This is a genomic window from Tabrizicola caldifontis (assembly GCF_004762095.1).
In the GTDB taxonomy this organism is placed as follows: Bacteria; Pseudomonadota; Alphaproteobacteria; order Rhodobacterales; family Rhodobacteraceae; genus Tabrizicola; species Tabrizicola caldifontis.
Genome location: NZ_SIJH01000015.1, coordinates 109,231 through 121,612 on the forward strand (window position 1 = coordinate 109,231; position 12,382 = coordinate 121,612).

The 12,382-nt window shown below is 64.5% G+C and carries 11 protein-coding genes and 1 tRNA gene; 5 read left to right on the forward strand and 7 right to left on the reverse strand.

The genetic code is table 11. The annotated features are described in order from the left end of the window. The first annotated feature begins 36 nt into the window (after positions 1-36). The 3 genes from EYB42_RS13900 to EYB42_RS13910 are packed head-to-tail and all read left to right on the forward strand — an operon-like array spanning position 37 to position 3,399. Positions 37-1,104: an ABC transporter substrate-binding protein gene (locus EYB42_RS13900; RefSeq protein WP_135450728.1), complete on the forward strand. Its 1,068-nt coding sequence runs from the start codon at positions 37-39 to the stop codon at positions 1,102-1,104. 22 nt (positions 1,105-1,126) lie between these two features. Next, positions 1,127-2,416 carry an ABC transporter permease gene (locus EYB42_RS13905; protein ID WP_240784170.1) on the forward strand — a complete coding sequence of 430 codons (1,290 nt, stop codon included), beginning with the start codon at positions 1,127-1,129 and terminating at the stop codon, positions 2,414-2,416. An 11-nt stretch (positions 2,417-2,427) separates the two neighbouring features. Further along, positions 2,428-3,399 carry an ABC transporter permease gene (locus EYB42_RS13910; RefSeq protein ID WP_135450729.1) on the forward strand — a complete coding sequence of 324 codons (972 nt, stop codon included), beginning with the start codon at positions 2,428-2,430 and terminating at the stop codon, positions 3,397-3,399. Positions 3,400-3,470: 71 nt separating this feature from the next. On the opposite strand, the gene EYB42_RS13915 is transcribed toward EYB42_RS13910, so the two are convergent. From EYB42_RS13915 to EYB42_RS13945, 7 genes are all read right to left on the reverse strand, one after another. Continuing rightward, entirely contained in the window at positions 3,471-4,409 is a 939-nt protein-coding gene (locus EYB42_RS13915; RefSeq protein WP_135450730.1) for an AEC family transporter, read from the reverse strand. Positions 4,410-4,481: 72 nt separating this feature from the next. After that, the gene (locus EYB42_RS13920; protein ID WP_135450731.1) at positions 4,482-5,285 is read right to left on the reverse strand and encodes an MBL fold metallo-hydrolase; all 804 of its coding nucleotides are present in this window, start codon (positions 5,283-5,285) and stop codon (positions 4,482-4,484) included. Then, positions 5,285-6,103: a TatD family hydrolase gene (locus EYB42_RS13925; protein ID WP_135450732.1), complete on the reverse strand. Its 819-nt coding sequence runs from the start codon at positions 6,101-6,103 to the stop codon at positions 5,285-5,287. The genes EYB42_RS13920 and EYB42_RS13925 overlap by 1 nt, the downstream gene beginning before the upstream one ends. A 7-nt stretch (positions 6,104-6,110) precedes the next feature. Continuing rightward, positions 6,111-7,241, reverse strand: a complete 1,131-nt coding sequence (locus EYB42_RS13930; protein ID WP_135450733.1) for a DNA polymerase III subunit delta' — start codon at positions 7,239-7,241, stop codon at positions 6,111-6,113. 280 nt (positions 7,242-7,521) lie between these two features. Then, positions 7,522-8,145 (reverse strand): dTMP kinase, encoded by a 624-nt coding sequence (gene tmk / locus EYB42_RS13935; protein ID WP_135450734.1) that lies wholly within the window; start codon positions 8,143-8,145, stop codon positions 7,522-7,524. Then, positions 8,146-9,300: a D-alanyl-D-alanine carboxypeptidase family protein gene (locus EYB42_RS13940; protein WP_135450735.1), complete on the reverse strand. Its 1,155-nt coding sequence runs from the start codon at positions 9,298-9,300 to the stop codon at positions 8,146-8,148. A gap of 19 nt (positions 9,301-9,319) precedes the next feature. Next, the gene (locus EYB42_RS13945; protein ID WP_167851029.1) at positions 9,320-10,315 is read right to left on the reverse strand and encodes an SPOR domain-containing protein; all 996 of its coding nucleotides are present in this window, start codon (positions 10,313-10,315) and stop codon (positions 9,320-9,322) included. A gap of 317 nt (positions 10,316-10,632) precedes the next feature. Between EYB42_RS13945 and EYB42_RS13950 the strand changes: the two genes are divergently transcribed. After that, positions 10,633-10,722 (forward strand) — tRNA-Ser (locus EYB42_RS13950). 349 nt (positions 10,723-11,071) lie between these two features. Next, positions 11,072-12,295, forward strand: coding sequence for an AAA family ATPase (locus tag EYB42_RS17495; protein WP_205909994.1), 1,224 nt, complete (start codon positions 11,072-11,074; stop codon positions 12,293-12,295). Positions 12,296-12,382: the final 87 nt, after the last annotated feature.

Consider the following 12,382-nt stretch of genomic DNA (forward strand, 5'->3'; position numbering starts at 1 on the left):
CGGTCGGTAGCCAGTGAAACAAACAGGGAGCAAGACATGAAGAAGACCCTCATCCTCTCTACAGCCCTCGCAGGCTTTGCCTTCGCGGCGCAGGCCGACGTGACGGTGATGTCCTGGGGCGGTGCCTATGGCGAGGCCCAGAACGAAGCCCACGTGAAGCCCTGGTCGGCAGCGACCGGCCATGCCGCCATCATGGTGGACAGCGACAACCCCGCGCCCGCGATCAAGGCCATGGTCGAGGCGGGCAACGTCACGGTCGATGTTGCCTCGGTCGAATATGCCGACGCGATCCGCCTGTGCGACGAAGGTATCCTGGAGCCGATCGACGCGGCCAGCCTGCCGCCCGCGCCCGACGGCACCCCCGCGACCGAGGATTTCCTGCCCGGTGCGATCACCGAGTGCGGCGTTTCGACCGACATCTGGTCGAACGTGTTCGCCTACGACACGACCAAGTTCCCCGAAGGCCCGAAGACGGCTGCCGATTTCTTCGACCTGGAGAAGTTCCCCGGCAAGCGCGGCCTGCGCAAGGGCGCCAAGGCGGTTCTGGAATTCGCGCTGCTGGGCGACGGCGTGCCTGCGGCCGAAGTCTATGATCTGCTGCGCACCCCCGAGGGCGTGGACCGCGCCTTCGCCAAGCTCGACACGATCAAGAGCCAGGTTGTCTGGTGGGAAGCCGGCAGCCAGGCGCCACAGCTTCTGGCCGACGGCGAGGTGGCGATGACCACTGCCTACAACGGCCGGATCTTCGCCGCTGTGGTGAATGAGGGCAAACCCTTCCAGATCGTCTGGGACGGCCAGATCTATGAGAACGAGATGTATGTCGTTCCGAAGGGGGCCCCGAACAAGGATCTGGCGATGGACTTCATCCGCTACGCCACCTCGACCGAAGGGCTGCGCGCCCAGGCGCAGCACATTTCCTACGGTCCGGCCCGCAGATCCTCGATGAAGGAAGAGCTGATCTTCAAGGATGGCAAGACGGTCATGGCGCCGCACCTGCCGACCGCGCCGGAAAACATGGGTAACGCGCTGGAAACCTCGGCAGACTTCTGGGTCGACTACGACGCGGAACTGAACGAGCGCTTCCAGGCCTGGCTCACCCGCTGATCCGACCTGCCGGGCGCGGTGCATGCCGCGCCCGGTTCTCTACCTGACGAGGGCAGGCATGGCCGAAGTGGCTGGCGAACTTCTGACGACTGCGGACGGGCGTCCGCTGAAGGCTGCGCTTCAGGCGGCGCAGGCGCGTGCACGGCGCAGGGCTTTTCTTCTGGTCCTGCCGCTGCTGCTTTTCGTGCTTCTGACCTTCCTCGTTCCGATCGGCTACATGCTGAAGCGCTCGTTCGAGCATGACGGATTTGCTTCTTCGGCTCCGGCACTGGTTGCCTGGTTCGCCGAAAACCCGGACTTCGATCCCGCCAACCCGCCGGAAGAGGCTTTTGCCGCCCTGGTGTCCGACCTTGCCCGCATGCAGGTCGAAAAGACAACCGGTGTGGCAGGAACCCGCATCAATTATTCCGTGCCGGGTACGATCAGCCTGTTCAAGGGCGGCGCCCGCGTCGCCGCCGACCTTCAGCCGCCGTACAAGGAGGCGCTGCTGGCTGTCGATCCGGCCTGGGGGCGGCCCGCGCTGTGGCGTGGGATGGAGTCGGCCAGCCATGTCTACACCCCGGAGTTCTACCTGGTCGCCTCGGACCACAAGCTGACTGATGCCGGCTGGGCAAGGGGGGCGGAAAACGAACGGATCTACCTATACCTCTTCGGCAAGACTTTCCTGGTTTCGGCGCTGATCACCTTGATCTGCCTGGCTCTGGCCTTTCCTGTCGCACATCTGCTGGCCACTCTGCCGCTGGCAAAGTCCTCGCTTCTTATGATCCTGGTGCTTCTGCCATTCTGGACCTCGCTTCTGGTGCGAACGACCTCGTGGATCGTGCTGTTGCAGGAACAGGGCGTGGTCAACAACGTGCTGGTGGCGCTGGGGCTGATCGACAATTCCGGCAGGCTGGCGATGATGTACAACATGACCGGCACGGTGGTCGCCATGACCCATGTTCTGTTGCCGTTCATGATCCTGCCGCTCTATTCGGTGATGCGGGTCATCCCGCCCAGCTATGCCCGTGCCGCACGCAGCCTGGGTGCCACCAGCTGGACGACCTTCCGCAGGGTCTATCTGCCGCAGACCCTGCCGGGAATCGCGGCGGGCTCGCTTCTGGTCTTCATTCTGGCGGTTGGCTACTACATCACGCCGGCTCTGGTCGGCGGTGCGGACGGGCAGCTGATCAGCAATCTCATCGCATTCCACATGTCCAAGTCGAACTGGTCGCTGGCTGCGGCGATCGCGGCGATGCTTCTGGTATCGATCCTGTTGCTTTACTGGTTGTATGACCGGCTGATCGGCATCGACCGGCTGAAATTCGGCTGAGGGAAACGACCATGGCCCTGCCCACCTATGCCTCTCCGCTGGAACGCGTCTGGTATTACACCTACCTGGTGATCTGCGCGCTGATCTTTCTTTTCCTGATTGCGCCGATCCTGGTGATCCTGCCGCTGTCGTTCAACGCCGAGCCCTATTTCACCTTCACCGAAAAGATGCTGACCTTCGACCCCGAAGGCTATTCGCTGCGGTGGTATGACGCGCTTCTGACCCTGGGCCATCCGACGGCAGACGCACCCCGCGACGCCGCATGGTGGAGCACGGCCTGGGAGCGTGCGACCTGGATCAGGGCGGCGAAGAACTCGTTCTGGATCGGGATCTGGGCCACGATCCTGGCGACCACGCTGGGCACGATCGCGGCGCTGGGTCTGTCGCGACCGGAAATGCCCTATCGCCGGCTGATCATGGCACTGCTGATCAGTCCGATGATCGTGCCGATCATCATCATCGCCGTGGGGATGAGCTTCTTCTTCGCCAAGGCCTGCGTGGCGCCTGACAGCGCAATGGGCGCGATCTTCGGGATGTTCCTGTCGGAAAAAGGCTGCTTGGCCAATTCGCATCTGGGCGTGATCATGGCCCATGCGGTGCTTGGCATTCCCTTCGTCATCATCACCGTCACCGCGACGCTTTCCGGCTTCGACCAGTCGCTCATCCGGGCGGCTCATTCGCTGGGGGCGAACCCGCGCACGACCTTCTTCAAGGTCATCATGCCGTTGATCCTGCCCGGCGTGATCTCTGGCGCGCTGTTTGCCTTTGTCACATCATTCGACGAGGTGGTGGCGGTGCTGTTCATCGCCGGACCCGACCAGCAGACCATCCCGCGGCAGATGTTCAACGGGATCCGCGAGGCGATTTCCCCGGCAATCCTTGCGGTGGCGACGATCCTTGTGGTGATCTCCGTGCTGCTTCTGGCTTCGGTTGAACTTCTGCGGCGGCGGTCGGACCGGCTGCGGGGGGTGACGGGGCGGTAGGAGGTTCCCGATCGGACTGCGCCCCCACGTCGCTGTCCTGTCGCGACGCGGGGTGAAATCATGATGCGGCATCACGGCAGAAGGTGCAGCCAGAACCAGGCAGTGCCGATCGAGGCCGCTGTCGCGACCAGAACGGCGCTGGCGTTCACCCGTTTGCCGACACCGTACATGTGGGCAAAGACATAGGCATTGACGCCCGGCGCCATGGCCGCCGTGACCACGGCGGACCGCAATGCGTCCACACCCAGGCCGAAGACATGGGCACCCAGAACCCAGGTGACTGCCGGGTGCAGGACCAGGGAGGCAAGGCTCACCATGAGCACCGGGCCCAGGTCACCCTCAATCCGGTAGCGGGTGAGCACGCCGCCCAGACCGAAAAGTGCAACCGGAATCGCCGCTCCGGCCACCATGTCCACCCCCGACCAGATGAAGCCGGGCAGCGGGTTCCCGGCCAGGTTCACCGCAAAGCCAAGAAGGATGCCGATCACCAGTGCCTGTGACAGGATCGCCTTGCCGATCTGCTGGGCAAGCGTCGCCCCCGAAAGGCCCCGGCCGCGCGAGCGCGCCCATTCCATCAGGGCGATGCCGAACCCGTACAGCATGGGCGCATGCAGCGAGATGATGGCATAGTTCGCCTGCAGGGCCTGTGCCCCATAGGCCCGTTCGGTGATCGCCAGGCCAAGAAGCAGCGAATTAGAGAAGAGACCCGCAAAGCCGATCGCGACGGCATCGGGCATCGCCCGGCCGAAGATCGCCATGGCGCTGAAGAAGCAGGCGAAGAAGCCCGCGAAGGCCCCGGTGTAGAAGCTGACCATCAGCCCGGGATCATAGGCGCTGCCAAGGTCGAGATGCGCGATGGACCGGAACAGAAGGCAGGGCACTGCGAAGGTCTGGGCAAAGCGCATCAGCCCGTCGATGGCGGACTCTCCAAGCCATCCGGCGCGGACGGCCGCATAGCCGAAGCCGATGACCAGAAAGACCGGCAAGATGACGTCGAGCAGGGCGCTCAATTCAGGCCGTGGCCGGGGATTCCACATCCCCTGCCTCCCGATGGAACATCCTGCAGTTGGCAGGCGGCAGACTCAGGGCAGGTTGTCATAGGTCAAGGTCATGCCGTCATGGGCCGGGGTGATGTGCGGCGGCAATTCCGCCCTGAGCGTCTCGTAGTCGAGGTCGATGTGCATGTTGGTCAGCACGGCACGGGTGGGCTGCGCCCGGGCGATCCATTCCAGCGCAAGAGCTAGGTGCGCATGGGTCGGATGCGGCTTGCGGCGCAGCGCATCGACGATCCAGCAGTCGAGGCCGCGAAGCACCTCCCAGCTTTCGGCAGGAATTTCGACGGCGTCGGGCAGATAGGCCAGGGGGCCGATGCGAAAGCCCAACGCATCCATTGCACCGTGTTCGGCACGGAACGGGGTCAGCGTTACAGGGCCGCCCGCGCCGGTGACGAAAATCGGTCCCTCGATCGTGTGCAGATCAAGTATCGGTGGATAGGGGCTGCCCTCGGGCTGGATGAAGGCATAGCCAAAGCGCGTCAGCAGAGCCTCCTGCGTGGGGCCGTCGGCCCAGACGGGCAGACGGTTGCGCAGGTTGAAGACGATCTGCCGCAGGTCGTCGATGCCGTGCATGTGGTCGGCATGGCTGTGGGTATAGACCACGGCATCCAGTGTGCCCACGCCCGCGTCGAGAAGCTGGTCGCGCATGTCGGGCGAGGTGTCGATCAGGACGCGCGTCGAACCTGCCTCGGTTTCGCGCGTGACAAGGAGAGAACAGCGCCGACGCCGGTTCTTCGGATTCGTGGAGTCGCAGGCGCCCCAGTCGCCGCCAAGGCGTGGAACCCCGCCCGAAGATCCGCAGCCAAGGATGGTGAACGAAAGCCGGGCCATCAGGCCGCCTTGGCCGCGCGGGCGGCACGGGGAAAGACACGGTCGAAGTTCGCGGTGGTGATCGCCGCGAACTCATGCAGGGTAAGCCCGAAGACCGGCGCCAGCGCGGCGGCGGTATGGGCGACATAGGCGGGTTCGTTGCGTTTGCCGCGATGGGGCGGCGGCGCAAGATAGGGGCTGTCTGTTTCCAGGATCAGCCGGTCGAGCGGTGCTCTGGCAAAGATGTCGCGCAACGCCTGCGATTTCGGAAAGGCCGCGATGCCGGAAATCGAAAGGGTGAAACCCATCTCCAGCGCCGCTTCGGCAAGGCGCGGCCCGGAGGAGAAGCAGTGCATCACGCAGGCGTAGGGGCGTCGCGCCATGCCTTCGGCCAGAATCGCCTCCATGTCCTCATCCGCGTCCCGGGCGTGGATGATCAGCGGCAGGCCGGTTTCCTGTGCGGCCTCGATGTGGATGCGAAGCGAGGTCTGCTGGATGGCCTTTGTTTCGGCGGTGTAGTGGTAGTCGAGCCCCGTCTCGCCGATGCCGACAAAGCGCGGGTGGCGGGCAAGCGAGACGAGGGTCTCGACCGTGACCAGCGGTTCTTCATGGGCACTCATCGGGTGGGTGCCGGCGGCGTAGAAGACCTCGGGGTGTGCCTCGGCAATGGCGCGCACCCCTGGTTCGTTCCCAAGGCGGGTGCAGATCGTGACCATGCGGTTCACCCCGGCAGCTCGGGCGCGGGCGATGACCTCGGGCAGTTCTTCAATCAGGTCGGGAAAGTCGAGGTGGCAGTGACTGTCAACCAGATCGGGAAGGGCAGGTGCGGTGGGGGACATCTTCGGGCTACCTCGGGGCGAGGCTCCCCGCCGTCTCGTCGACCTTCAGGAGCATATCCATCAGAAGCGCGGCGGGGTCAAGATTGACCGCCTTGCCGCGACGGGCGCGGGCGGAAAGGGATTGCGCAAGGTCGGCCCAGGCGCGTGCGGCAAGGGGGTGCGGTGCAAGCCGCTGCAGAAGCTGGGCTTCGCCTGGCGCGGCTTCTGGCGGCAGGGCACCGGTCGCACCGAACCGGGCAAGACGTGCAAGAAACAGGTCGATCAGGGTGACAAGAAGTTCGAAGGTCTCGGCCGCACCCCGAGCGGCGGCAAGGTCGGCCAGCGCCAGAGCCTGCGGTCGGTCAAGGCGGGGCAGGGTGGCAAACAGGCGGACAAGGGCTGCGTACAGCTTCAGGCCTTCGAGGTTGGTCAACCGGAAGGCCTCGCCCACCGAGCCGCCGGACAATTCGGCCAGGGCGGTACGATCCTCTGGCGCGATCTCGCCGCCTGCCTGTGTCAGGGCATCGGCCAGATCCTGCGGACCCAGCGGCGACAGCCGAAGTTCGCGGCAACGAGAGCGGATTGTCGGCAAAAGCCGCGCGGGTTGATGCGCGATCAGGAAAAGCGTCACGTTTAGCGGCGGTTCCTCCAGAAGTTTCAGAAGCGCATTGGCGGCGGCGGTGTTCATTTCATCCACTGCGTCGATGATCGCAGTGCGCCGTCCGCCGTCGGCGGCAGAGAGGGCAAAGAAGGACTTCATCCTGCGCACCTCGTCGATCGAGATGACCTGAGACAGGGCGGTTTCCTTGTCGTTCGCGCCGCGGCGAAGCAGAAAATGCCGCGGTTCGGCCAGTTGCAGCAGGCGGCGGGCGACGGGGTGGCTGTCGGGGATGTCAAGCGTTTCGGCCCGGGGGGCGGCGAACATGCCGCCGTCATCATCCGGTGTGGCCAGCAGGAAACGGGCCATGCGCCAGGCCAGCGTGGCCTTGCCCACTCCCCTAGGGCCGGTCAGCATCCAGGCATGGTGCAGCCGGCCCGAGCCATGGGCGCGCAGAAACTCGGCCTCGGCAACGGCATGGCCGAAAAGCCTGTGCGTCTCACGCGGGTGGGGGGCGCCTTGCAGGCGATCGGGTTCGGGCAGGGGATCGGTCGCGGCCATGGCTGGCAGATTGCACAGGCAAGCGGGACGGGGGAAGAGGGGTAGGCGGGCAGTCGCCGCAGCGGTTGCCGGCATGGCAGCGAAATCACGCCAAGGGCAGGCGGTCAGGCAACAAGGTCAGGGCCACGCCCTGGCGCGCTGCGCATTGTCCGGCCTCAGATCGTCTGGGCGCCGGTCTTTTCCAGATCTTTGCTGCCTCCTGTTCCATTCCTGGATTGGTCCGGCTCAGCTCCGGCCGTTGGAAGAGGGCGAATCGCCGGGAAGCCGGCCGGTGCAGGGCCTATGCTTGGGGCAGATGGGGCGCGACCGCTGCCCAGGCGCGGGCGGCTACGGTCTCGGCGTCGGCGTCGGCATCGATCACCCGGAAACGTGCGTTCTGCGCGGCCAGCGCCAGAAAGCCGGCGCGGGCTCTTTCCTGGAAGGCAAGGCCCATGTCCTCGAACCGAAGCTCGGCACCGGGGCGGGCCGTGGCGCGCGCCAGACCAACAGCGGGGTCGAGATCGAACAGCAGTGTCAGGTCGGGTTCGATCCCGATAATGAGGTCGTGCAGACGATTGACCGTTTCGGTCAGGTCGCCTCGGGCAAGGCCCTGAAAGACACGGGTGGAATCCGCGAAGCGGTCGGTGATCACGATCTCGTCGCGCGCCAGCGCCGGGCGGATGGTCTTTTCCAGATGGTCGCGCCGGGCTGCCGTGAACAGAAGGATTTCCGTTTCGGCCGACCAGCGGTCGACGTGACCTTCCAGCACAAGGCGGCGGATCTCTTCGGCACCAGGGCTGCCGCCCGGTTCGCGCGTCAGGGTCACGGCATGACCGGCAGCGCGTAGCCGTTCGGCGAGCAGGCGGCCCTGAGTGGACTTGCCCGAACCGTCTATGCCTTCGAGGCTGAGGAACAGGCCCGGCATTCAGCTGGCCGGCGATCCGACATACTGCCGGTAAAGCACCTCGGCCGCGGTGGTCAGCCGCTTGACGAAGCCGGCCTTGCCGACCGCCGCCTCGGTTACCAGCGGGACGCGCCGATCGGGCAGGTCGGGGACATGCACGATCAGTTCGGCCACTGGCGTGCCAGCGGCGACCGGGGCGATCAGCGGGCCCTTGTAGACGACCTCGGCGGTCATGCTGTCCTGGACAAGCGCCGGGACCAGCAGGCGCACATCTTCGGCCGGAACCAGGCCGACAGTATCGGCATCGCCCAGATGGACCTCGGCCTCTGCCACGCGGGCCCCTGCCTTCGCAACCGTCTTTTCGGAAAACTGGCGGAAGGCCCAGGCCACGATGCGTTCGGATTCCTCGGCCCGCGCCTTTTCCGACGGCAGACCGGTGATCACAAAGATGATCCGTCGGTTGCCCTGCTTGGCCGAGCCGACAAGACCATAGCCCGCCTCTTGTGTATGCCCTGTCTTCAGCCCGTCGGCGCCGACGCCCAGCTCCAGAAGCGGGTTACGGTTGCGCGCATTTGCAGGTGCGCGATCCTTGTAGTTGAATTGGGTCTCGGCGAAGATCGGGTAGTATTCGGGGAAATCCTGGATCAGGTGCTGCGCCAGGATGCCGAGATCACGCATCGACATGCGGTGGTTCGGATCTGGCCAGCCGCTTGCATTGGCGAAGGTGGAATTCGTCATTCCCAAGGCCTTGGCGCGTTCGGTCATCTGCGCCGAAAACGCTTCTTCCGAACCGGCCAGCCCTTCGGCCACCACAACGCAGGCGTCGTTGCCCGAATTGACTATCATGCCGTGGATCAGATCCTTCACCGTGGGGCGGTCGGTTTCCTGCAGGAACATGGTCGAGCCGCCCATTGCCTTGGCGCGGGACGAGACAGCGAATTCCGTCTCCATCGTGACCCGCCCGTCGCGCAGCGCCTCGAACAGCATGTTGATAGTCATGAGTTTCGACATCGATGCCGGGGGAAGCGGCACATCGGCGTTCTTGTCCATCAGAACGGTCTGCGTGGACATGTCATACACCCAGGCCGCGGTGGCCGCCGTCTCGAAGGCACGGGCGGGCAGGGCCGCCAGACCAAGGGCGAGAAGGATCAGGACAGTGCGCAGGCGCTGAAGCATCGGGGGCCTTTCGGATGGGTCATTGCAGGAAATAGGCGTCGGCGAATCCCGCACCCTTGATCTTTTTCAGAAGCTCGGCGTCGCCCACGGCGACCACGCCCCAGACCGCCTTGCCGTCGCGTTCCGACCGCACGGGCCTGGCACTTATGCCGATTCTCGCCAGGGCTTCCACGGCGCGTTTGGCATTTTCTTCCTGAGAGAAGGACGCCACCTGGATCGGGCGGCCGGCCGCTGCGGGCGGCGCGGCCCCAGCGGCGGTTTCGGGTGCCCGGGCGTCAAGCGGCGCGGATTCGATTGCCGTCACACCAATCCCCTCGGCCGCGGCGGCATCTGCAGCCTGGTCTTCCGCGGCAGCCTTGGCTGCGGCCCGCGCTGCCCTTTCCGCTTCGCGCCGGGCCTTCGCCTCGGCGCGGCGCTCGGCCCAGGTCTTGCGCTGCGGTGCCTCGGGCGCGGCTGCGGGCGCTGCCGAAACGGCCTCCGTTCCGCCCGAGGTGGCGGTCGGCGCGCCGCTGTCGGCTGCCTCCAGCGCCGAGGCGGCCACTGCGGCGGTACTCGCCGCAGTCTGCGCCGGCGCGGCAGGCGGGGTTTCTTCCGGGGCGGCTACCTTGGGGGCAGGGGCGGCCGGCGTCTCGACCTCGACCTTGCGCAGCGCCGTCACGCGCAGTTGCACCGGCTGACCGGCCAGCACGCCCAGTGCTTCTGCGGCATCAGAGGACAGCTGCAGCTTGGGCCCGGGGTTCCCCGCCTCGCGCCGGAAAAGGGCGCCGGCCACGGACTTGCCGTTGGCGAGGTTGACCATGATGACCCGTTCGGGATCCTTCACATCGGTTGCGGCCACCCAGATGCCGCCCAGCGAGGGCCGCCCGTCCCAGAGCGCAGTGTCGGTGGTCTGGTAGATTTCCGGCGCTTCGACTTCGCGTGCAGCCCCGGAGCGCGAAGGCGAGGCCAGCATGCCTGCGCTGGCACCGGCAGCACCCGACCCTGCGCCGCCGCTGTCCACGCAGCCCGCAAGCAAGCCACCCGCCGCACAACCCAACAGAATATGCCGGAGTACCGCTCTTGCCATGTTCCGCCCTCAAGATCGCGCGGTCTGGGCGCCGCGCTTTGGTTCCATCCTGCCGGTGTTGCTGCCAACCGGGCTGTTGCTGCGCCGCTGGTCCGGTCCGGATACGCCTACCTTTTCGGCAAGCATACCGGCTTCGACGACCGGTGGAAAGGGCAGAGGCACAGCCCTTCAATCACGATCAGCGGAAAAACCCGCCGGATCACCCCCCTGAGGCTCTGGCCGCAGCCCTTTCAGAATCACGAGACCCCGGGTATGTGCGATGGGCCGGAGGAGTGGCGGAGTGGTTTAACGCACCGGTCTTGAAAACCGACGTAGGGGTAACTCTACCGTGGGTTCGAATCCCACCTCCTCCGCCACTTGCCCTCGCGAAAGCGTTCTCCCGATCCGGCTGCGGCGGGATTTTTCCGTTGTTTTCGAGGGTTATGCGGGAGGGGCTGAGCACTGCCCCTGCCGCCAAGAGCCCCGAAAGCGGTCTCTCTGGACCGATATTCTCCGGACCTGTTGCCTGCGCGGATTTGGTGAAGTTCTACAAGTCTCTGAAAATGGAGCTTTTTTTCACGTCCGGCTGAACACTTCGATCTCAGGGGCATCTACCGGATGGGACAAAAATCGAACAGGTGCCTGCCCAAGCCGATAGACGCGGCCGCATCTCAACTATAGGCTTCTCCCGATCTAGCAGGCAACTGAACGGAACGGGCCAACCGTATGGCAGCACAAGATAATCAGAATTTGGAGGGCCAGTTCTTCACTTGGTTGAAGACCTTCCTGAAGGACAAAGGGCTGCAGTTCTCCAAGTGTGGCTTCAAGACCAGAGATGGGCTTGGCGAACGCCACGAATTCGATCTCGCCGCTGGGTACTGGAAAGAACCGAACTATTCCGCGAACAAGCCCCCGCGATGGATCTATCGCATAATTCCCGAGCCCGCTGGGCTTCGCGCTGAAAACCCCGCTGGCGGTCCATTCAACCTAGGTGCGATCAACACGGCGCAGGAAGACAAGGCGGGTGTAGTGTTCCGTCTTGTGCCGCTGATCCAGCAGGGGCCGGGTGACTTTGTCCAAGACAAGAGCTTCGAGGTTCACGCGCTATTTGTCTTTCACGGTGCAACCCCACAAGGGTCGTCTGCCGAACCGTTCAATTTCGATCCCGCGACAGGAGCGATGCGCTTCAAGGGGGCTCCTCTGGTGTACATCGGCTGCGGCCTGCTCGGTCTGATGCCGCGCGACACCGAGTTGAAGATCACGGAGAACGGCATGGAGCGCACGATCACCTATGGAGATGTGATCGACGCACTCGCAGCGGACATCAAATGCGCGCCGGCAGGAAATCCAGCTGCTCCAATCCCGGTCTACGATCTCACAGCGCAAGCCGAAGTTGATCGACTCAAGAAAATGGTCGCGGACGCTTGGGCGGCGGCCGGGCCTGCGACGCCAAAGAATGTTGCAGTCGCTGCAGTTGACGGCGACGAAAATGACGATGACGGTGAAATTATTCCGCCCGAGTCTCTCGAGATTCCGGAGAACACGGACCTTCTTGGCATCGATCCCACTGTATATCGCCAAATCAATGCGGCGCTGAAATCGGGCAAGCAGCACATCATGCTGTATGGTCCACCTGGAACCGGGAAGACAACTCTCGCGCGCTGGATTGCAGCAACCCTCACTGGCGGGAAGTGGACCCTCGTGACAGGTTCGTCAGACTGGAGTTCGCAAGACATCATCGGGGGGTACCAACCAGTAGGCGCTGGCGCCGTTGCCTTCATTCCTGGCGTCTTGCTTCGTCGCTTTGATCGTCCGTTGATCATCGACGAACTTAATCGTTGCGACATCGATAAGGTGATCGGTCCGCTTTTTACGGTCTTGAGCGGCCAGCAGACCACTTTGCCCTACAGGCTAGGGTCAGGACCCATTGATTTTGTAGACTTGGCCTGATTCAATCTCCGAAAGGAGACTGGAGCATGAGCAACCTTTTCTGGCTGACCGACGCGCAGATGGCGCGGCTGAAGCCCTTCTTTCCCA